This window comes from Mucilaginibacter celer, assembly GCF_003576455.2.
GTDB classification, from domain to species: Bacteria; Bacteroidota; Bacteroidia; order Sphingobacteriales; family Sphingobacteriaceae; genus Mucilaginibacter; species Mucilaginibacter celer.
Map to the genome: position 1 here is coordinate 5100231 of NZ_CP032869.1, position 21068 is coordinate 5121298.

Genomic DNA, 21068 nt, shown 5'->3' on the forward strand with positions numbered 1-21068 from the left:
TCAGGCTGCAAGGCGGGACTGTAAGTCTTTAATATTTCCCGTACCCAACATGTGCCATCCGCTCGCCCATTTCCAAATAGGCTTCATTCGGTTCGGGTGCCCAGGTGCCAAGGCCGTCCACATAGCGGTTAAACATGCAAAATGCAGCAGCTATCAAAACCGTATCGTGAATCTCCGCATCGGTTGCCCCTTCTTCGCGGGCTGCTGCGATATCATCGTCGGTTACATTTTTGCCATTGCGCTGCACCTGGTGGGCTATATGCAATAGCGTTCTTAGCTTATCAGATACAGGTGTATTCGGCAAACCCGCTTTGATATCATCGATAAGATTGATACCGCTTTTCAGGTGCGCCACGGCGGCGGCGGCGTGCGAGGTATGGCAAAAGTGGCATTGGTTCCAGTAGGATACCGAAGCTGCTATAATTTCCCTTTCGCCGCTGGTTAAGGTTGATGGGCCGCGAAGTAAAGTTTCGGCAAGGTCAAGCAGCGGGCGGGCGGTTTCCGGCCGGTAATTTAGCAGGCCAACAATGCCCGGTAGTTCTTCGTTATTTAATTTAATGTGTGCCATGATTTGTATGGTTTATGAGTTTTTTGATTTATTTAAATACGCTTGATTGATACCCGTCGAGAGCCCTCTGCGGCGCCCTGTCAACATAAAACTGCCTGTTTTGCGGTGACCAGGTACCCAGCCCATCCACATAGCGGTTAAACATGCAAAATGAGGCTGCTATCAGCACGGTATCGTGCAGTTCGGTATCGGTTGCGCCTTCGGCCCTGGCTGCTTCAATTTGTTCGGGCGTTACGTGCCTGCCGCTTTTTTGCACACTGGCGGCAATAGCCAGCAGGGTTTTCATTTTGGGGGATAGATCGGCATGCTGCATATCAGCTTTGATGGCATCTATCTGATCGATGTTGCAATCAAGATAATGACCGGCCAATGCGCCGTGAACATTCTGGCAGAAGAAACAATCATTAAGATAGGATACATAGGTTGCTATCAGTTCGCGCTCACCCCGGCTCAGGGAATTATCGCCCCTTAATAAAACCTCGGCAAGGGCATTCAAAGGCTTCTCAGTTTCGGGGCGGTAAGCCATCAGGCCCCTGATGCCGGGTAAATCATTATTCAGTTCGATGTGTGCCATAATTAATTAGGTTGATTGGTTGAGGCCGGTTTTTCGCGCACAAAAAGTACTACCAACAGTCCTACCATAAATATTAAAGAGAAAATAAACAGGGCATTGCTGTAGCCGCCAAGCGTTGATACCAGCACACCCACAAACAGTACTGCGGTAGCGGTAAAAATGCGACCGATGTTAAAGCAAAAGCCGGTAGCCGTAGCCCTGATGCCGGTTGAAAACAACTGCGGGATGTAAGCCGATAACACGCCCTGGCTGGCCCCAAAAAACAAGGCTAATACAGCTATCTCGGCATATACAGCCGGGCTGAAGGTGCTGTTGGTTTTAAACAGGATGAACGACAAGCCGGTACAAACGGCAAAGCACAATATCATTGATCGGCGCGGCTTGAGCAGGTTTACCAGCCAGCCCGAAAAAAAGCCGCCGGTAAGGCCTCCCATTCCCAGGCACATCATGCTCAGGCCGCGTTCTTTGTCGGCGTCGCGGGTGGTAATAAGGCTTTGCACCCAGGTGGGCAGCCATGAAAAAATTGCCCAGAGACCGATAAGCATAGTGCCAAACATTAATGCACCCACTATCAGTTCGCGCCGGTGAACGGGCGAAAAAAGTTTATTGTAGGGCTTGCTTCTATTAGCTGTATCGGCCCGGTAATCGAGCCAGCTTTGCGATTCGGTGAGCAGCCAGGCACCCAGCAAAGCCAGCGCCAGTGGTATAACGCCAACCATAAATCCTTCACGCCAGGACGAAACCACATAATTGATAACACCTGCCGAAAAGATGCCTACCGGGAAAGCTATCGACAAAATGCCGATAACCACCGCCTTGCTTTTAGCAGGCCAAACCTCGCTTACCAATGTAATACTGGTAACCAGTACGCCGCCAACGCCAAAACCGCTCATAAAACGGCAACCTACCACACCCCACCAGGTAGGCATTTGCCCGGTGAGAATAGTGAAAATGCCGTAACAGCTAATAGCCATCAGCAAGGCTAACTTGCGGCCCATTTTATCGCTGATAACACCCCAGGTAAACCCGCCCAGGGCCCAGCCAAAAATGAAAACGGCATTGATATAACCGCTGATGGTGCTCACTTCGCCGGCGGGCAAATTGCGCTGCAAATCGCGTACTACTACCGGCAAATAAACCGACATAAGGGTTGATACCGTACCGCCCAGGGCGGTGCTGATAAAGCAGATCAGGAATAATATCACGCGATAGGATACGCTGATGTCTGCTTGTTTTGCTGTAACCTCTTCGCTTAATGTTATTGTGCTCATGAGTTTTTATTTTAAAAGATCATCAAATACAATGGATACATAGTAAATAGCGCCAATTGCCGGCGAACCGTACGATTGATAGATATGCTTGTTGAAAATATTGCTGCCGCCCAGTTTGATGGTTGATTTAAAGGCAGGTAGTTTTTTACTTACCTGGGCATCAAACAGTGAATAAGAATCTACCCGGCCCGGCAGCGTGCCGTTAAAGGTGCCATACCAATCAAAAGCGGTTTGGTAATGCCAGGCCACGTTAAAGCCAAAATTGTTGCCGATATTACTGTTGCCCAAAGTAGCGTTGGTGCTCCATTTTGGCGTATTGAATGCAGCTACGTTGTTAGGATTGGCATTTTTGAGGCTGAATACAGAGAGGGTGGCATTACCTCCTAATGCGTACCCGCCATCAAATAAATAGGTTAAACCAGCACTTGCACCTTGCGATGACACTTCATCGGGCGCGTTGGTGTACAACTGGAAGGCATGTACTTTGCCGTTCGGGATATCGCTTGCTGCCGCTGTGGTTACGTTGCCATCGCTACCCAAAATGGTATTTTGCGGCTGGATAACTACCGTGTTCAAAATAAAGTTGGTATAGCTGCTGTGATAGTAGTTTACATCAATCAATAATTTATCGGCAGCAAGACCTTTGTAACCAACCTCAAATGCTTTTTGCTGCTCGGGTTTGATATAGGCTACGTTTGATTTTTTCAGCAAACCTTTATTTTGCTCAACAGCCTGCGGAAACGGCGTACCCTGTTGCATTGCTTTGCCAAATGCGGCACCAAAGGCACTTACAGATGATGCGGTGAACGAGTTTTCGTACACATTCATGCCCTTGCTGTTATTAGGTGCGCCACCCAAAATGGTAATTGGGCCTACGTTAAGGTGGATAAACTGATCAACCGGGGTTGGGTTACGGAAACCTGTTTGGTATGATGCCCTGAAATTGTGGGTTTTATCAACCGTATACACTGCCGAAAAACGTGGCGTAAAGCTGCCTTTAAAGTTTTCGTTTTTATCATAACGTAACGATGCTACCAGGTTCAGGTTATCATCAAACAGTTTTTTACCGGCCTGGATAAATGAGCCGTATTCCTGTATGGTAACTTTATTGGTTTTATCATCAAACAAACTGCCGTTGGTAAACATGCGGTAATCGCGGAAGCTGCCGCCAACCAACAGATCGAACAGCTTAATGGCGCTGCTAAAATCGTACTGGCCATCGGCATGATAAAACTTACTGGCACTGAATACGCCAGCACCGGCTAAGCCATAGTTGTGTATAGATGCATCCTTAGCTTTATTAAAAGCATCCGTACCGGGTAAAAAACGGCCCTGATCAGCAAAAGCCCGGGCTACGTTATTGTCATGAGCTGTTACGCCGTTAACCGTACCATTGTAGGCCGCGGCGTAGCGGGTAAACCAGGTATCATCGGCTTTATCAGGAGTTACAGTAGTACCGTTTAAATCTTTCACCCAATCGCGGTTAATAAACTGGGCCAGCGAGCGGGTGTTATATGAATCGTGCGAGTTTTCGGCAACAGAATATCCTCTTACAAAAAAATTACTGCCCCTTAATTCAACCCGGTGTGTTTGCAGTACAAAATTATTGAGGTCGAAACGGCTACTGCCGGTATAGCTGGCGGTACCACGGCCATAATTGTACTGGTAAATGGCTTCAAGGTTATTGTTGATGCGGTATTGTAAAGCGCCGTTCAGTTTTAAGCTGTAAACGTTATAGTTCATCAGGTCTTTCTCTTCATAACCTGTTCTGGATACCAGGCCAATTCCGGGCAGGGTGCGTGATACTTCATCGCCATAAATATTCAAGGCATCGCGACCGGGATTATTTGGTCCGCGTTGGGCAACCGGTGTTGAAGCACTGATATCGGTGTAGTTGGTAGCATACCAGTCGCGGCCGGTTAAGTAAGAAGCATTGATTTTAAAAGCAAACTTATCATTAAATGATTTGGCAAAACGGGCCGCAAAATCATACAGGCCCTGCGGTTTCACAGCCGATTCGCCAAAATGGTTCAGGCCGCTTTTTATCTGTACAGTTAAGCCCTGGTATTTAAAAGGATCTTTGGTTTTTAATGATAACAAACCGTTAAAAGCCACCGGGCCATACAATGCCGAGGCTGCTCCCGGGATAACCTCGGCGCTTTCAATATCAATATCGGATGCGCCGAATAAGTTACCCACCGAAAAGTTGAGGCCAGGTGTTTGGTTATCCACACCATCAACTAATTGCAAAAACCGGCTGTTGCCGGTGCTGTTGAAACCGCGTGTATTAACCTGTTTGTAGGTTAAGCTGCTGGTAACGGCTTCCATGCCTTTTATATTCTGCAAACCATCGTAAAAAGTGAACGAGGGGTTTTCCCTGATGGCCTTCAGACTCAATTTTTCGATACTTACCGGCGATTTCAGGATGCTTTGGTTAATACGCGTAGCCGCGGTAACTACCTCGTTAAGCACAATGGCTTTTTGTACCAGTTTTACACCTACTTTGGCATCGGTACTGTTAACACTGGTTTCTATCGGTTCAAAACCTACGGCCGAAATAACCAGGGTGAGCGGCAATTTAATTTTGTTAACGTTAAGGCTAAAATTACCTTTCGAATCGGTAGTAGTACCGGCAAGCTTGCCTTTAACGCTAACGCTGGCACCCTCTACCGGCGCGCTCGTGGCGTTGTTAAGAATAGTGCCTTTTACATCAGCGTCCTGCGCAAACAGCGACGTCGATACAAATAAGAGCAGGATAAATAAAAGTTTTTTCATTGTGTTGGGGATTGAGATTAGGTTGAAAAATAATTAGGGTGTTTTACTTTTTAAGGTGATCATAGCCTTGCGGCAAACGGGTGTAACCGTGGTTAACAAGCCTTTCGGCCAATACATTGTAATAAGCGGGATTATCGGGCAGAGCGGTGCCCATACCATCTACATAGCGGTTATAAAGCGAAAACAGGGCGGCAATTAAAACGGTATCATGAATTTCAATATCGGTAGCTCCGGCGGCTTTGGCTCTTTCAATATGCGTTGGGGTAACATTGCGGCCGCTTTGCCCGGTTAGTTTGGCAATGGTAAGCAGGGCTTTCATTTTTTCGGATACGGGCGCAGTTTCAATGTCTTCTTTAATTTTTTGCGATGTTTCGGCTTCGCCGGCCAGCAGGTCGGCAGCGGCGGTGTGGGCGGTGGTGCAAAATTTGCATTGGTTACCGTGAGAAACGATAGTGGCAATTAGCTCCCGGTCAAATTCGGAAAGCGTTGAAGGCCCGCGCAGCAGGATCTGTGTTAAATCGCGGATAGGCTGGGCCGTAACTTTGTTATACTCCAGCAAGCCGGTAATACCCGGCAGGTGAGACTCAAGTGGGATATGAGGCATTATAAAATAAAAACTAATGTGGAAGAATAGCCAGCGCCGTGGGTATTTATGGCGTTCTCATTTACGGGCGCGTAAAAAATTACAGCATCATTTTTCAAACGGATAAACACCGCGAAAAAGCAAACAGCAAAGAAAAATCGACATAATACACCGCAACAATTGCACTAAGCAAACGCAGCTGTTAATTAATACAGAAAAGTGTTAGCAGGAAGCTTTGGGCGGTTGCTCGGGAATATCCTGATAGTAGTTAACGAGCGGTTGTACAGTATGTACAATATTTTTATGGAAGCTTTTTATAACCGGGCAGGTAAATACAAACTGCGCGAAGGTAAAATAGCTAAAAGTTTCAACCACTGCCGATTTGGGGTATGGCACATGGTCTTTTTGAGGCACTGATGATCCCTTCATGTTCCGGGCATCCAGTATATTTTTATCGGTAGGTTTGGTGGTATCGTAATTGGGTACGCACATTAAATGCACAGCCGTGCGCGTAAGGCGCATTTTAACAAAGTTGTAGTTGATATTTTGAAACTGCACCTGGCCGCTCACCCTTTCAAACCGTGTCCAATCATGGATATAGGGCATATTTAAGGGGATGGTTATCTCGGTAAGATCTTTAACGTTATAAAAACCTTTGGCCGTTTGATCAACAAAAAATTGCTGGGTTTTGTGCTCCAGGTATTCATGAATAGCCAGGTATCCTGCCGTGTTGAACAGAACGATGCATAGTAAAAGATATGCGATTAGCTTTTTCAATCGGGTTAAATAATAACTGGTAGCCTAAAGATGAGACTATTAATCGATATTTTCAAATATTACACTTTTTTTTAGATAGTGATTGGATTGATTGAATGCGTTATAAAACACCCGAACATTAAAACAATCAGGAAAACAAACATGGGCTCAGATATCGGCACTATTAATAATCATGAGCCAGGTTATTCTTTAAAGCCCAGGTCTCTGGCAGTTTTATAATTCAAGTCATCTGTTGATATATGGTAGCTACGCTGTAATGCGCGAAACTGTTTTGGGAGCAGGTATGCTTCGGGCGATTCGCGTTTAAGCAATTTTTTATACCAATCGAGCCAATAATTGTAATACTCGGCCAGGGCGATCCCATAATCAATTTGCTTCAGCTTCAGAACCGGCAAATCGGGCAGAGTTTTACCATTAACAACACGCGGTGTGCATTTAATGGCATATTTTCCCGGTTTAAAAACCAGCGAATCAATATCAACAACAGCACCGTAGCCTGAATTAATTACCCGGATGGTCATGGTATCAGTTTTATGAATAAGCCCTATCTCTACATCGGCATAAACAGTGCTTACCATAATTCCGACTTTCTTTGATGCCTGATCAAAACGTATAGCAGGGGCAGTATTACAGAAACTGATTATCTCAGGCCTGCCTGCCCGACTGACTTTATATTTGGAACAAAGCTCGTCTGTTTCTACAACTTCTCCGTGCGTGTTATACAACCGGAAACTAAAATTAACAGAGGAGCCCGGTTGTACCATACATAGGTCTAATATTAAAAACAACTTATTCAACATAAAAAACGGTATCGTTTTCATTTTGTCATTTCATCTATCACATCCCTGGGCTCATAACTTTCTTCGGCCTTTATAATGCGTTTCTTATGCACCAATAGTTTTTCGCCACTATATTTCTCGTAAATCACTTTAAATGCATCGTTCTTTTTATCTAAAAACTCACTTGTTACCTGCTTTCTGTAAAGCTGCACTCCTCCAACCCCAAACTTAACTTCCTGAAAACCGAATTCGCCATTGTTCAATCCGCTTGTGTATGATTGTACTGTTTTGTTTTTGGCGTCGAGTTCAAGGTTTACTCCCCAAAGCAATCTCCACAATTTAAATCTTTTTGTACGACGATTAAAAAGGTAAACAAATTCGATATTATCCCTTGGTCCGCTACAGGGCTTGCACGCTTCGCGGAGGTCTTTATACCCATCAAAGTTCACATCATCAAAATTCGCCGGGCTATATTTTTTGTTATTGATATCAGCCAGGTTTACAACGGGCCTTATATCTTCATTCTCTATCCATAAATTAAAGACAACTGCATGCCGCTTCAAATCAATCAGTTTTTTATCCATAATCCACACCTTTTCATGGGGATCATCACGGCTAACCACATATTTAACTGAATATTGATACTGCAAATGCATCCCGTTAATATCAAAGGGCTGGCTTTGCACCTTAAACTCCTTTTCATCTTCATCGCGTATAACCGGCCCACTTACTGTTTTGGGTTTCGGTCGCTCTTGTGCAGGTTGTTCTTGTTTCGGTTGCTGTTGACTTGATTGTTCATCATGCCTGTGGGCACACGCGCAGGCAATGCTCATCATCCATCCGTATTTAAAAAACTTAATAAGCTGCATTGTACATTTAAATATCAACCATGTTAAAATACGTTTTTATTACAATTGATTTTAGGCTAAGCCCTACATTAAAACTTCGCTGCCTGAGTTTTAATTTTTAACTTTATTACATGACACCCGAAGAATACATCGCCAGCCAGCCCGTAGAAAGATCAGCCCTGCTAAATGAACTACACCAGATCATCATAACCAACGACTCAACCGTTTCTTTTTCCGTTGGCACTATGATGCGCAGCGAGATGGTCCTTTACTGCCAAACAGGCGCTTTTAAATACGCGCTGGCCAGCGGGAAGCAATACATGTCGTTACATGTATTCCCGATGTATTGCCGCCCCGAAATTCATGATCGGTATAAATTCTTACTTCATGACGCTACCTTTCAAAAAAGTTGCATCAATTTCAGTAAGCGGGAACAAATACCGCTTGATATTATTTCCCAGCTGATTAAAGATTGTGCAGATATTGATGTAAAGGCAATTATGGAAGCCTATAAAAGCTCGAAGAAATAGAAATAAAACAGGATTATATCCCTGTTAACCTGCATAAGATGTGCTGTATATTTTAAGCATATTATGCATATAGGTACTATACAAATTATCCTGCTTTAAAAGCTCGGGCGCACTGCCCATTGCGCCTACCATACCCTTGGTTATAATCACCATCCTATCGCATAAATTATTAAGAAGGTGTAACTTATGCGAGATAAAGATGATTGTTATATCGGCCTTAAGTTTCTGCAGCAAATTAAATGTAAAAAATTCGGTTTCGCTATCCATCGCAGCCGTAACCTCATCAAGTATCAATAGTTTAGGCCTTGAGTAAGCCGCACGGGCCAAAGCTACCAGCTGCTTTTGCCCGCCCGATAGTTTTAGCCCTTCTTCGCCAACCAGGGTGTAAACAGATTGAGGCATCCTGTTAAAGAACTCATCAAAACCATAGGTAGCTAAAAAATCAATAACAGCCTGTGTGTTATTTACGGCATCATCGAAGGCTATGTTTTCAAGTATGGTGCTGTTAAAAATAAAAGGTTGCTGAGGCACAATGCACGATAGTTTGCGCCATACCGATGTATTTATTGCCCATAGCTCCAATGTATCATTAATATGGATGCTGCCACTTTCATACAGCAGGTGTTTCTGGATGATTTGGGTTAAAGTACTTTTTCCGCAGCCATTTTCGCCGATAAGGGCTATAGCTTCGCCCTTTTGCAGGCGGAAGGATATATCTGCCAAAACAGGCGGTCGCCCCGGATACCTAAATGCCACGTGCGACAAGGTTATACTGTTTATATCATCCGGCTCTTCACCGTTAGCCAGGCTTTCGGGAAGCGCAAGGGTAAATTCAAACATCCTGTTAAACGCTACCCGCGCTTCGTTTACAGGCACCGCGGTTAAAGCCAGGTTGGCAATGCCCGGCAATAAGGTACTCGAGATCCCTATTACAGCCATCATTTGCCCAACTTTTAGTTGGTTGTTCAAAACCTCATAGCTGCAGTAAGCCAGTACTCCTGTTAAAAAACATACACAAAATATATTAACAACAAATGATAGTGTTACCTGGAGCTTACCCAGTAAAAAGATATTAGCCTGGTAATTTTCAAAATAACGTTTGTTACTAAAAGAAAACAGGCTAAGCTTGTTATGATTTTTAATGGTATCGATACCCTGCAGTGTTGAAATATAATTACCCTCGCACTGTGCATAAGCCTGCATAATACCGGTTTGCCCGCTAACAATTTTTTTAAGGTTAAAATGGATTAGCAGGTAAAACAAAGGAGCAATAATAATGGTGGCCAAACCTATTACAGGCGAATAGATAAATATAAACACACACGAAACCAGCACCACTACGGCATCTGTAACAACATTACCGGCAAGCTGGCTAATTACTTTTTGTATTCGTGCAGTATCATTCAGCCTTGCAGTTAAATCGCCGGTTTTGCGGCTGTCAAAAAAAGGTTTTGGCAGATAAAGCAGGCGGTCATAAAAAAAATTGATGATCCTGTTATTAAAATCACGGCTTTGCGAAATTAAAAGCCTTTGCCGCAGCAGGGATAAAAATTCTTTCAATAACAATAACAGCAAAATAAGGGCAAGGCCTGCTTCGAGTTTAACGATGGCTTTGTGCGGCAAGATATCATCAATTAATCGCTGCGAAAAAATGGCCAGCGCAAGGCCCAAAACCGAGATCAATATTCCAAGTATTGTGGCTACACCCAATAATGCGATATCGTTACGAATTACACTGTAGATCCATCGTATTTTTTCCTTCCTGATGTCGGCAGCTTTTTTAAAAGAGCTGTCGGGTGTTAATTCAAGGCATTTTCCCGAGATCCACAATAGTTTAAGATCTTCTTCTGGTAAATATATGATGCCTTTTTCCGGATCGCCGATAACAAATTTTAGCGTTGCCCCCTTTTTGATAACGTTATAAAAAACCACGTAATGGCTGTTTTTTACGTGCAGTATGCAAGGCATATTATAATCGGCAAGTATTTGGGTATCTGCTTCGCAGCCTTCGGCATTAAACCCGCATTTTTTTGCTGCCTGGTAAAGTCCCAATAATGTTGTCCCGGTAACAGATGTTCCTGATAGTTTTCTGAGCTCTTCGAGATTATTGTCGCCCCCGTAATACCGGATCACAGAAAGCAAACAAGCTACCCCACAGTCGGCCTGATCTTGCTGTAAAACAAAACCTTTGTATTGGTTATTCATGTTACAATTGTATTTTGGTTAATTTAGCAGGCAACTAAGGCTATCAATCCTGGTTTCGCCGGCAATGGCCCGTTGCAGGTAGTGTTGACGGGAATAAACAAAAAACGAGGGCGAATCGGCCATACCAAATAAACTGAAAAAGCGTGATGCCGTATCAATGCCAACCGTTATAAACGATAATTCATTTAATTTATATTGTGTAATAAAAGCCCTGGTCTGGCCTTCGTTTGCCCCGGTAACCATAACCACTTCGCAGGTTTTAAACGCGTTTTTATTTTTAACCATTTGCGTTGCCATGTATTGGCAATGATCACAATCGGGCGAAAAATAATTGATAACAACCGGTTTACCTTCAAGGCTATGCAAAGGCGATAAAAACCTGAAAGGCAAAACAGGCATAGGCTTACCACGCCTGGCGGCCAGTTCTCTGTTTGAAACCTTACGCAGGCTGCAATATCCCAGTATTACTACTAATAATAACACCGATCCTATTATTAAAAAAAACACTGTTTTACGTTTCATTTCAGGCAAATTGAAGGGTAAGAAAAGTAACGATCAAAACCACAATTAACAGTCCCGTAAGGTATGGCAATACAAACAGGCGTATTGACTTGCCCACCGAAATGCCATAGTTTTTTGCAAACAGATGAGCGCCGATATAACAATAAAGCAACTCCCATACATTAACCGATTGTAATGCGAAAAGGCTCCATTTAGGCAATGTATCTGCGTTAAAGAAAGCCAGCGCCGATAATGGCATATAGCCGATATCGGTTAAAACCGTTACTTTTTTAAACAAAATGAAAGCTATTATTTTACCGATGCTCATGAGGATAAAAGCCAGTTCGGCCTTGAGGCAGATGTTGAAATTATCGTCGAATTTGTATTGCCCCTGGTTTTCTAAAAGTGTGGCGGTTGAAACTGCAGCCGCATTATAAAAAACACGGAAGAGTATTATAAAAGGCAGTATTATAAATGAAATAAAGGTATATGACCGGCTGATATTAAAAAGCTCGCCAATCCGTTCATCTGTAAGGCTTTCGGCATAGGTATGAAACAAAACACTTTTAGAAACAAATACCGCGTTGATGTAATAAGTAAAAAATATTGACAGAACCACTACCGCCAAAAAGTAGTAGATCTTTTTTATATGCAAAAGTTCGATGTACATGGTTTAAGGTTTTAGGTGTAAAAAATGTTACCGTTTTTTTGATGCAAGCCTGTTAGCAAGAATATGCAACAAATGATGTTGCCTGATAAACAGATAGATAACAACCGCTACGCTATACACTACCAACAGCCCCAAAACGGCATAAAAAAGTATCGGTTTGTCTTCTGTTAAACCGGTAATAACCCCGGCTGCACCTAAAATATAGGTGGGCAGCAGGTTGGTATTAAAATTATTCTGATCGAAAGAAACAGCTTTTTCAACATTTTTAATTTTAATTATTGAAAACAACAAGCCGTTTGCCATACTAAACAAGAGCAACACAACCAGGCCCGATATCAACGGAACTGTAAAAACAGTTTTTTGAAAAAAAAAGATCAGACCAAAGGATACCAGGTTTAAAATAAATAAAGGGATCAGTGCTTTGAGATAAAAGCGTATAAACTGCCCCATTGTGCAGCCTGCCATTATCATATTAAACGTTGGCGCGGCAAAAAAACCAAACGTATTGTTATAGCAATATGAAAAATACATTAATGATGAAAGCATATAGAATTTAAGAAACTGCAATTCATCAAACAATACCGTAATAAACAGTACACTTAGCGCGGTTTGTATAACAAACGAAAAGGCAACTGCAACGCGAAATTTTGTTACGCGCGACATGATTTTGAGGATCATGTTGTGCGAACTGGCAAAAAACATCACGGGCCGCTCAATCAGCAATTCGTTAGGGGTGTAAAAAAGATAAAATAACCCGCATAATAACACCATAGCGCCTGGCAAAAGATACGATATTGACGATAAAGACAAATATCCGATTGCCGGCGTGCCTACAAGTATATAAACAATAAGCACAGCCAGGAATAGCTTTCGTTTAAGATAATATGCCGCAAGTATATTTTCGGCCAGTACAATACCACAAATGCCAAAAAGAAACAGTGCAACAAAAACGGCAGATCCGGCCCCGGAAACGGAGATAAACAAGATGCAAAACAGTGCAACAAAAAATACCGATGATGTAGAAAAAACAGCATACACCAACTCGGTAGTAGCGGCTTTAAACAAGGTAAGTGGATAATATTTTTGAATAAGGGCCGGCTTTACGCGCACCGAGGGAAAGAACTTGAACAATACCGGTAACAGGTAAAGGCTGTACATTAAAAAACGGATTAATGTAACAGGCTGCAATTTGAGCTGGCCATTAACGGTAAGCGTATAAATATACCCGGCGGTAGTAGCCACCGAAACCATGACCACCAGGTACATCAGTTGCATTAACAATTCATAAACATTGTTGGTGATGGAGAAAAAGTTAGTCCATCTTTTTTTTAACAGAAACCAAATCATAACTCGCTGATAATTTGGTCAAGTAAAAAGCTCTCGTTACTTTTTGGCTGCACATAGGATAGCATGTCTTCATCCAGGCCCGCTCCCGTTCTGAACTTATCGATATTGCCATTATAAGCCAGTTTTCCGCCTTCAATCACCCCGATATGCGTAGCAATTTTGTTAACATACAGTAAATCGTGAGAGGAAATTATGATACACCTATTCTCGTTTCGGTAAGCGTTAACAAGCTTGCAAAGCGCGTTGGCAGCTATCGGATCAATATTGGCAAAGGGTTCATCTAAAAACATATACTTTGGCTTATGCAAAAAAGCTGCGCATAACATAACTTTTTTCCGCATCCCGGTTGAGTACGATTTTATAGGCTTACTTAAATCCTTGTCGTCTTCAAAAAAATAATCGGTAAGCACCTTAATCTGCGTTGCAATTTCGGCTTTTGTCATGCCGTATATCTTACCTGCAAATTGCAGGTAATCATAAGCGTTCAGCTCTTCTATCAGGGTTTCAAACTGGCTTTGAATACCGGTGAGCCTGCGTAGCGTAACACCCTGCAACTGGCCATCCTCATATTTAACCAATCCTTCATCTGCCGGTATAATATCGCAGGCAATATTAATCAGCGTACTTTTGCCCGCACCGTTTCGTCCTAAAATACAATAAACTTCGCCGCCGTTAATGGTGAGTGTTACCTGGTTTAACACAATTTTATTGTTAAACGCCTTCGAAATATCTTGCAATGCAATTTTAGCCATAGTAAAAAATTTAAAATGTGCCCGGCTGTTTGCCGGGCACCGGTACCTTTGTTTTTATAAGCATTTGCTCATCCAGGCGCCTAAAGCAGCTCCAGCCACAATTTGCGCTCCGGGGATAAAGCAGCCAATCAGCGCAAAGCCTGCAGCAGCGGCAGCCAGCTTGGTGTCGCAAGAAGCAGCAGCCATGCCGCCTTCAATTTGTTCCATTTGTTGCATGTTCAATTTGTTTACAGATAGTTTTTTCATTTTTTTAATTTATTTAAAGTAAAAGGCCCTTTTTTTAAAGCGCGCAATTTGAGGATTGGGCCATAATTTCCTCTCTGGTTGATCAGACCAATATTTTTCACCGGGGCACGCCCCCAAGTGTTAATTATAAAGCAATACATCACCAATCCAACCAGGAACAATATTTTGTACACAATAAATACTATTGCGAAAAAAATATCGTTCAGTCAGAACTAAATTAAAAAACAATAAAAACAGGCTTCAAAATTCTAACCGGGCAGGTTTTAACCGGTACAAAGAACTAATCAGGATATTTATTGTGACAAGATTTATAATACATAGGTAGTATATTAAATTATAAAATACAAATAAAATATTTCTATTTGATTAAAATAATTTCCAACAAGCTGATAATCAAGCCTAATAATTATACATCATCATTATCCAAACTTAATTAAACCGAAATATCCGGCGATGTATGCATAAAAAAAGACCGCCATATATTTATGACGATCTTTGTTTTATGTGCAGATAATTAGAAAAAAATACTTCTTTATTTAGCCGCGGTGTTTACGTATACAACCTGGTACAATTTACGGAACATGATATAAGTTACCGTTACCATAGTAAAAGCCACAATGGCATCCGCAGTAGCGGCAAAATTGAGTACCGCTAATTTTGACAGGAAGGCAAAAATGATATCGAAAAAGATGCCTGCAAATACCCATTCTTTTAACCTTAGCAATTTATTTGGCACCAAAAGTACGGCTACGCCTGCCAGCTTGGCTACACCAAGAATATAGATAAAGTGCGGAGGGTACCCTAATTTTACGGTTATTCCCCAAACAAATGGGTTGTTGGTTAATTCGCCTAAACCGCTTGCTGCAAACCAGGTTGCTGTAAGTACTGCGCCTATCCAATAGATTGTTTTTACTGTTTTAGTTTTCATGATGTTAAGTTTTTTTTGTTGTTTGATGATTCAAAATTGCGCTGAAAACGGGAGTTCTCTAAGCTGTTTAAAGCCGAAGCGGGCAAATTAAACCCTGACCCGGACAATGCTTTACCCGATGTCTTCATCTCAGCGAACTTTATTATAGTCCGGCAGAGGATTTTAACCTGCATTAATTGATGGTTGTAACATTTTTTAAAGCCATTAGTGATAAACACCGCACTTTTTAATCTTTTAAATACCTTTGTTTTAATTCACCTTTAATATGTTGCGTTTAACTGTACGCAACGTTTAAGGATACAGCGCGTAGTACAACTAATGAGTAACGACAATAACCGATTAATTAGGCCCGACGATTCTGCTTTGTGGGATTTGTTCAGGGCCGGTGATGAAGCGGCTTATACACAGCTCATGAAAATGTACTCCAAAACCTTGTTCAATTACGGATTCCGGATTTGCCAGGATAAGGATTTTTTAAAAGATTGTATCCAGGATGTTTTCCTGGAACTTTGGAACCGCCGCCTTAAAATCAGTTCAACCCCTGCCGTTAAATACTACCTGTTTAAAGCTTTACGATTACGCATTTTCCGGGAGCAAGCCAAATGGAACCGCGGCGAGCAGCTTGATGATAATTACGAATTTGTAGTTGAGTTTAACATCGAAACCAAAATGATAGCCGATTTAGAAACCATTGAGCTGTCAACCCGCATACAACAGGTGCTTAATGCCCTCCCCAACCGGCAGCGCGAAATCATGTACCTCCGTTTTTATGAAGGACTTGATTTTGATAACATCTCGCAGATTATGGATCTCAGCAAGCAATCGGTTCATAACCTGCTGCAAAAGGCCTATAAAAGCTTCCGCTCAGAATGGCTTATTCTTATTACACTTTTCTCTAAGCACATTATTTAAAATTATCTTTCTATAAATCAACAGCTTAAATAAAAAACACAAAATTTCTTGTGTTTAGAAGGGTAATTTTTTGCCAATCCGGAATATATCTAATTATAGACCAATTATATCAGTTTCAGTGGCTAATTATACCGATTACGAAGTTGAAGATTTTTTACACGACGACTTTTTTATAAACTGGGTTCAGCAAGGTACCGCCGAACAAAATAAGTTCTGGAGCGAGTGGCTTACCAACAACCCGGATAAACAAAAAGTAGCAGAAAGTGCCAGGCAAATCATCATGGCTATCTCCGTTAAACTAATTGAACCCGGTTTAACTGATGATGAAGTGGATGGCATTGCAGCTAACGTGCAAAACCGCCTTCAGAATGGTGGGAGGGAGGCTATTATTAGGTCGTTAAAATTTTATCAAACCCAATGGTTCAGGATAGCGGCTGTTTTAGCAGTTTTTGTTACTATCGGCATTATATTTTTAAAAACGCGCAATAACCAGGCATTTACCGGGCAAACCGATAATCAATTAAACGAGTTGGTAAATGTGGTAAACAACACCACCCAATCAAAACTGGTGCAAATGGCAGATGGTAGTTTGGCGGTTTTAAAACCTGGTTCGGGTATTAAATATCCAAGATCATTTAAAGCTGGCCGCGAGGCATTTTTAGAAGGGGAGGCATTTTTCGAGATCCATAAAAACCCTGAAATGCCTTTCCTGGTTCACAGTCACGATATGGTGGTGAGAGTTTTGGGCACCAGCTTTACGGTTAGGTCGTTCAGTATCGATAAAGAATTTAAAGTGATTGTAAATACCGGCAAGGTAATGGTTTACAATCAGCACGAAAAAAACACCGGCACCAAAAGCAACGTAACCCTTTTACCCAACCAAACAGCAACTTATACCGTTAAACTGAGCAGGGTAAAAAAAGAATCGTTACCTGTACCACTGATATTATCCACCCCGGTTGCCCCAAAGGAGTTTACCTTTGATAACGCCACCCTTGCCGATATTATCGATAAAATAGATAAAGCCTACGATGTAAACATCGAGTATGACAGGGCTACACTCGGCAATATCCACCTATCGGCATCACTTTCGGGTATGCCGCTTGATGAGAAAGTTAAACTGATATGCAGGGCTATCAATACGTCGTGCCAGTTTATTGATGGGCGTATTATTATAACCACACAAAACCTTAACCATAACACTGCCAATTAATTAACCCTTTAACCAAATTATGATTTAAATGACCAGAATGATTACATAAAGAAAAACAGCCCTAAAAATAAACCGGCAGTATTTGCGGTACCACCGGTTTAAAAGTTTAGCCCCAAAATGTTTGATAGCCATTTTACTGTAACCTCTTGCAAAGGTTGAGCCGGGGCTTTTTTTGTCAAGTTATTAACGAATTATTAACTCTAACCAAATCTATGAAATATAAACCTATACTCGTAAAAATAATGAAGATCACATTTTTACAGTTAACTATAAGTCTCTCATTATTAGGAAGCGCCCTTGCTAAAGAAAGCAAAGCACAGGCTGTTCTTGATACCAAAATATCAGTAAGCGAAAGCAATACTGCCCTTAAAACAGTGATCAAAAAACTGGAGCAGCAGTATCACATTAATTTCGTGTACAGTCCTGATCTGATTAATGGTAACCAAAAGGTAAATGCCTCATATAATCAAAAAACATTGGGCAGCGTACTTACTGATCTGTTTACGCCGCTAAACCTTTCGTTCGAAGTATCGGGCAATGTAATCGTGATCAGGAATATCAATGCAGGTTTGCCATCATTAACAGTTAACAAGCTTAACGACCTGGATATGACCCAGGCACCTGTTACAGGTAAGGTTGTTGACGAAAAAGGGCTGCCGGTGCCGGGAGTTTCGGTAACTATTAAGGGCACTAAAACCGGCACAGTAACCGATATTAATGGCTCTTTTAGTCTGAATGTGGCTCCTGGCACTGTATTGGTAATTTCGGCAGTGGGCTTTGATACGCAGGAGGTACCTGCCAAAGAAAGTGCTATGAACATTGCCCTGGTACCATCAAACAATAACCTTACCGAAGTGGTGGTGGTAGGCGCGGTTGTTAAAAAAGGCGACCTGACTGGCTCGGTAGGCAGTGTGAACGAAAAAACGCTGAAGGAGTTGCCGGTAACCAATATTAACCAGGCCATTCAGGGCCGCGTAACCGGTGTACTGATCCAAAATACCGATCCGCGTCCGGGTGGTTCGGTATCTATCAAAGTACGTGGTAATAACTCTATTCAATATGGATCGAACCCTATTTATGTGGTTGATGGCTTGGTGATTGAAGATGGTTTTAACTCCATTAACCCCGATGATGTTGCCAGCGTTGATATATTGAAAGATGCATCGGCCACAGCCCTATACGGTGCCCGTGGTGCAAACGGCGTAGTGCTGATCACCACTAAAAAAGGCAAAGGCGGTGAAGGCAAAGTTGATTACAATGCCTGGGTTGGTATCCAATCATTTGCGCGCAATGTAAACTACCTTAATGCCAGCCAGATTGTTGATTTAAGGGTTGATGCCTATGCCAACCGTTATATGGATGATAACCCGAATGCGGATAGGGCCGCTTATATTAAAACATTATTGTCGCCAGGCTCACCTGCTTTTGGTGCCGATGAATTGCAGACATACAATGCAGGGCAAACCTACAACTGGTTAAGCAAAATTAAACAACATGGTGTACAGCAAAACCATACCATCAGCTTTTCAAAAAGCACAACAGATGGTTCGTCGGTTTATGTGAGTTTTAACTATACCGATCAGAAAGGTTTGTTAAAAACATCCGATTATAAACGTTACGGCGGCAAAATTAACCTCGACCAAAAAATAAAACCCTGGTTAAAAATTGGCACCAACACTACGTTTGCCCGCACCGAAGAATCGTACATTGATGGCGGCGTGTTCAACATAGCGGCTAACGCAAACCCGTTGTTACCTATCAATGATACCACGGTATACTTAAGCTGGAAAGGCATCAAAAGCCCGGATTTGTACAACCCTTTGCGCAGTTTACGCATCGACGGCAAAGGCAACCAAAACCGTTTGCTTACCACCAACTATTTAGTGGTAAACCCAATTAGCGGCTTAAATATCCGCAGCGGTTTTTCGGTTGATGTACGGAACCAGAATTATTTTAATTATGTGCCTAAAGATCTGGGCCAGTCGCTCCGTAACTCAACCAACGGCAGTGCTACGCAAAAAAAAGAAAACTGGCTTAACTGGCAGTGGGACAACTCGGTATCGTACGATAAAAGCTTTGGAAAAAACAATTTTTCGGGTTTGGTAAGCTTTGGCTTAACACACAACAGCTACGATTACGACCAGGTAGATGCCTGGGGTTTTGCAACAGATGATTTTTCATACAAATATCTTGGCGGCGCCTATTTGAAAGACAAATTTGTGCTACAGTCGGATTTTTATACCAATACATTGGTAAGCTACATAGCCCGCGCCAATTACAATTACGACAATAAGTACTTTGCCACCCTAACCGGCAGGTATGATGGCTCGTCGCGTTTTGGCAATGGTAATAAATGGGGTTTATTCCCGTCGCTTGCCCTGGCATGGAACGTAGCCCGCGAAGATTTTATGAAGGATAGCCATATCGATAACCTGAAACTACGTGCAGGTTACGGTATTGCCGGTAACCAGAATATACCAAACTTCGCCTACCGTTCATTATACCGCCCGGTGTTTACCAACGGCACGGTTACTTATGTATCTGACGGCCGTTTAGGTAACCCTAACCTTCGCTGGGAAAAACAAAAACAACTAAACGTAGGTGTTGACCTGGGTATCCTGAACAACAAACTCAACATCACTGCCGATTACTTTATCATCCACAATAACGATTTGTTAATGCAGCGTAGCTTATCTACCACATCGGGCTTTAACAATACGGTTGATAACGTTGGCGCTTTGCTTAATAAAGGCTTTGAGGTTGCAGTTAACGCCCACGTGCTGAACACTAAAGATTTTCAGTGGGATGTGAGCGCCAATATCTCTTCATATCGTAACAAAATCACCAAGCTGTATGGCAATGTTGATGCTATTTACAATTACGGCGGTTTTACGGGTGTTGATATCCAGCGCGAAGGCAACCTCTTTTTAGGCAAATCACTCAACTCTATCTACACTTATAAGTTTGAGAAGATAGCCCAGCAAAGCGATATGGATGCTATTAAAGGTATTGATTACGGCGGCCGCACTATCCGTCCGGGCGATATTATCCCTGTTGATGTTAACGGCGATAAAAAGATTGACGATGCCGACAGGATTGTTGTTGGCAATACCGATCCTAAATTTTATGGCGGTTTCTCAACCAATTTAACTTATAAAAACCTGTCGCTTAACGGCGTATTTACCTACAGCACCGGTGGCAAAAAAATCAGCGGTTTATATGAAGGTTTATTGAACGGCACCGGCGAATACGCTGGCGTTACCGACGAACTTAACCGCTGGACACCAACCAACACCGGCAGCAACATACCACGTGCATACCAGGGCACCGGCCGCTACGGCGTTGGCGAAACCGACTACGCTGTTCAAAATTCATCTTACCTCAGGTTATCGGCCTTAACGCTGGCTTATAGCTTTAACCAGGGCTTTATGAAAAAAGCAAGATTAAGCAACTTCAGGGTTTATTTAACCGGCAGCAACCTGTTCACCATAACCAAATACAAAGGTTACGATCCGGAAGGCGGCGACGGTTACCCGATGCAGAAAATGATAGTTGCAGGTGTTAACGTTGGTTTTTAATACGATTTAAT

19 protein-coding genes are annotated in these 21068 nt (G+C 42.5%); 4 read left to right on the plus strand and 15 right to left on the minus strand.

The genetic code is table 11. The features are described 5' to 3' along the window. Nucleotides 1-28 precede the first annotated feature (28 nt). From HYN43_RS20960 to HYN43_RS20995, 8 genes are all read right to left on the minus strand, one after another. Nucleotides 29-568 carry a carboxymuconolactone decarboxylase family protein gene (locus tag HYN43_RS20960; protein WP_119411175.1) on the minus strand — a complete coding sequence of 180 codons (540 nt, stop codon included), beginning with the start codon at nucleotides 566-568 and terminating at the stop codon, nucleotides 29-31. A gap of 28 nt (nucleotides 569-596) precedes the next feature. Continuing rightward, complete coding sequence (locus tag HYN43_RS20965) at nucleotides 597-1142, minus strand: carboxymuconolactone decarboxylase family protein (RefSeq protein ID WP_119411176.1); 546 nt, start codon at nucleotides 1140-1142, stop codon at nucleotides 597-599. A 2-nt stretch (nucleotides 1143-1144) separates the two neighbouring features. Beyond that, complete coding sequence (locus HYN43_RS20970; protein WP_119411177.1) at nucleotides 1145-2413, minus strand: MFS transporter; 1269 nt, start codon at nucleotides 2411-2413, stop codon at nucleotides 1145-1147. A gap of 6 nt (nucleotides 2414-2419) precedes the next feature. Beyond that, nucleotides 2420-5188, minus strand: coding sequence for a TonB-dependent receptor (locus HYN43_RS20975; protein ID WP_119411178.1), 2769 nt, complete (start codon nucleotides 5186-5188; stop codon nucleotides 2420-2422). A gap of 43 nt (nucleotides 5189-5231) precedes the next feature. Continuing rightward, nucleotides 5232-5792 (minus strand): carboxymuconolactone decarboxylase family protein, encoded by a 561-nt coding sequence (locus HYN43_RS20980; RefSeq protein ID WP_119411179.1) that lies wholly within the window; start codon nucleotides 5790-5792, stop codon nucleotides 5232-5234. Between the two features lie 201 nt (nucleotides 5793-5993). Further along, on the minus strand, nucleotides 5994-6548 hold the full coding sequence (locus tag HYN43_RS20985; protein ID WP_119411180.1) for a hypothetical protein: 555 nt from the start codon (nucleotides 6546-6548) through the stop codon (nucleotides 5994-5996). Nucleotides 6549-6730: 182 nt separating this feature from the next. Beyond that, on the minus strand, nucleotides 6731-7126 hold the full coding sequence (locus HYN43_RS20990) for a hypothetical protein (RefSeq protein ID WP_119411181.1): 396 nt from the start codon (nucleotides 7124-7126) through the stop codon (nucleotides 6731-6733). A gap of 239 nt (nucleotides 7127-7365) precedes the next feature. Then, the gene (locus tag HYN43_RS20995) at nucleotides 7366-8196 is read right to left on the minus strand and encodes an XAC2610-related protein (protein ID WP_119411182.1); all 831 of its coding nucleotides are present in this window, start codon (nucleotides 8194-8196) and stop codon (nucleotides 7366-7368) included. 110 nt (nucleotides 8197-8306) lie between these two features. Here HYN43_RS20995 and HYN43_RS21000 point away from each other — a divergent pair, with 110 nt between their 5' ends. Then, the gene (locus HYN43_RS21000) at nucleotides 8307-8705 is read left to right on the plus strand and encodes a DUF1801 domain-containing protein (protein WP_119411183.1); all 399 of its coding nucleotides are present in this window, start codon (nucleotides 8307-8309) and stop codon (nucleotides 8703-8705) included. Nucleotides 8706-8729: 24 nt separating this feature from the next. On the opposite strand, the gene HYN43_RS21005 is transcribed toward HYN43_RS21000, so the two are convergent. The 7 genes from HYN43_RS21005 to HYN43_RS21035 all read right to left on the minus strand — a co-directional run bounded on the left by HYN43_RS21005 (nucleotide 8730) and on the right by HYN43_RS21035 (nucleotide 15354). After that, nucleotides 8730-10910 (minus strand): peptidase domain-containing ABC transporter, encoded by a 2181-nt coding sequence (locus HYN43_RS21005; RefSeq protein WP_119411184.1) that lies wholly within the window; start codon nucleotides 10908-10910, stop codon nucleotides 8730-8732. 18 nt (nucleotides 10911-10928) lie between these two features. Next, nucleotides 10929-11432, minus strand: a complete 504-nt coding sequence (locus HYN43_RS21010) for a TlpA family protein disulfide reductase (RefSeq protein WP_119411185.1) — start codon at nucleotides 11430-11432, stop codon at nucleotides 10929-10931. A gap of 1 nt (nucleotide 11433) precedes the next feature. After that, nucleotides 11434-12081 carry a hypothetical protein gene (locus tag HYN43_RS21015; RefSeq protein ID WP_119411186.1) on the minus strand — a complete coding sequence of 216 codons (648 nt, stop codon included), beginning with the start codon at nucleotides 12079-12081 and terminating at the stop codon, nucleotides 11434-11436. Nucleotides 12082-12108: 27 nt separating this feature from the next. Next, the gene (locus tag HYN43_RS21020; RefSeq protein WP_119411187.1) at nucleotides 12109-13428 is read right to left on the minus strand and encodes a hypothetical protein; all 1320 of its coding nucleotides are present in this window, start codon (nucleotides 13426-13428) and stop codon (nucleotides 12109-12111) included. After that, nucleotides 13425-14180, minus strand: coding sequence for an ABC transporter ATP-binding protein (locus tag HYN43_RS21025; protein WP_119411188.1), 756 nt, complete (start codon nucleotides 14178-14180; stop codon nucleotides 13425-13427). Before HYN43_RS21025 ends, HYN43_RS21020 begins: the two co-directional genes overlap by 4 nt. A 54-nt stretch (nucleotides 14181-14234) precedes the next feature. Further along, nucleotides 14235-14426 carry a Blp family class II bacteriocin gene (locus HYN43_RS21030; RefSeq protein WP_119411189.1) on the minus strand — a complete coding sequence of 64 codons (192 nt, stop codon included), beginning with the start codon at nucleotides 14424-14426 and terminating at the stop codon, nucleotides 14235-14237. Between the two features lie 532 nt (nucleotides 14427-14958). Beyond that, nucleotides 14959-15354, minus strand: a complete 396-nt coding sequence (locus HYN43_RS21035) for a DoxX family protein (RefSeq protein WP_119411190.1) — start codon at nucleotides 15352-15354, stop codon at nucleotides 14959-14961. Between the two features lie 318 nt (nucleotides 15355-15672). Here HYN43_RS21035 and HYN43_RS21045 point away from each other — a divergent pair, with 318 nt between their 5' ends. From HYN43_RS21045 to HYN43_RS21055, 3 genes are all read left to right on the plus strand, one after another. After that, nucleotides 15673-16266 carry an RNA polymerase sigma factor gene (locus HYN43_RS21045; RefSeq protein WP_119411192.1) on the plus strand — a complete coding sequence of 198 codons (594 nt, stop codon included), beginning with the start codon at nucleotides 15673-15675 and terminating at the stop codon, nucleotides 16264-16266. Between the two features lie 118 nt (nucleotides 16267-16384). Further along, nucleotides 16385-17479, plus strand: coding sequence for a FecR family protein (locus HYN43_RS21050; RefSeq protein WP_119411193.1), 1095 nt, complete (start codon nucleotides 16385-16387; stop codon nucleotides 17477-17479). A 242-nt stretch (nucleotides 17480-17721) separates the two neighbouring features. Next, nucleotides 17722-21057, plus strand: coding sequence for a TonB-dependent receptor (locus HYN43_RS21055; RefSeq protein ID WP_162996570.1), 3336 nt, complete (start codon nucleotides 17722-17724; stop codon nucleotides 21055-21057). Nucleotides 21058-21068 lie beyond the last annotated feature (11 nt).

Bases quoted from the DNA above. Each gene is read 5' to 3' on its own strand.
- HYN43_RS20960 (WP_119411175.1), bottom strand. From the start codon at position 568: ATGGCACACATTAAATTAAATAACGAAGAACTACCGGGCATTGTTGGC.
- HYN43_RS20965 (WP_119411176.1), bottom strand. From the start codon at position 1,142: ATGGCACACATCGAACTGAATAATGATTTACCCGGCATCAGGGGCCTG.
- HYN43_RS20970 (WP_119411177.1), bottom strand. From the start codon at position 2,413: ATGAGCACAATAACATTAAGCGAAGAGGTTACAGCAAAACAAGCAGAC.
- HYN43_RS20975 (WP_119411178.1), bottom strand. From the start codon at position 5,188: ATGAAAAAACTTTTATTTATCCTGCTCTTATTTGTATCGACGTCGCTG.
- HYN43_RS20980 (WP_119411179.1), bottom strand. From the start codon at position 5,792: ATGCCTCATATCCCACTTGAGTCTCACCTGCCGGGTATTACCGGCTTG.
- HYN43_RS20990 (WP_119411181.1), bottom strand. From the start codon at position 7,126: ATGGTAAGCACTGTTTATGCCGATGTAGAGATAGGGCTTATTCATAAA.
- HYN43_RS20995 (WP_119411182.1), bottom strand. From the start codon at position 8,196: ATGCAGCTTATTAAGTTTTTTAAATACGGATGGATGATGAGCATTGCC.
- HYN43_RS21000 (WP_119411183.1), top strand. From the start codon at position 8,307: ATGACACCCGAAGAATACATCGCCAGCCAGCCCGTAGAAAGATCAGCC.
- HYN43_RS21005 (WP_119411184.1), bottom strand. From the start codon at position 10,910: ATGAATAACCAATACAAAGGTTTTGTTTTACAGCAAGATCAGGCCGAC.
- HYN43_RS21010 (WP_119411185.1), bottom strand. From the start codon at position 11,432: ATGAAACGTAAAACAGTGTTTTTTTTAATAATAGGATCGGTGTTATTA.
- HYN43_RS21015 (WP_119411186.1), bottom strand. From the start codon at position 12,081: ATGTACATCGAACTTTTGCATATAAAAAAGATCTACTACTTTTTGGCG.
- HYN43_RS21020 (WP_119411187.1), bottom strand. From the start codon at position 13,428: ATGATTTGGTTTCTGTTAAAAAAAAGATGGACTAACTTTTTCTCCATC.
- HYN43_RS21025 (WP_119411188.1), bottom strand. From the start codon at position 14,180: ATGGCTAAAATTGCATTGCAAGATATTTCGAAGGCGTTTAACAATAAA.
- HYN43_RS21030 (WP_119411189.1), bottom strand. From the start codon at position 14,426: ATGAAAAAACTATCTGTAAACAAATTGAACATGCAACAAATGGAACAA.
- HYN43_RS21035 (WP_119411190.1), bottom strand. From the start codon at position 15,354: ATGAAAACTAAAACAGTAAAAACAATCTATTGGATAGGCGCAGTACTT.
- HYN43_RS21045 (WP_119411192.1), top strand. From the start codon at position 15,673: ATGAGTAACGACAATAACCGATTAATTAGGCCCGACGATTCTGCTTTG.
- HYN43_RS21055 (WP_162996570.1), top strand. From the start codon at position 17,722: ATGAAGATCACATTTTTACAGTTAACTATAAGTCTCTCATTATTAGGA.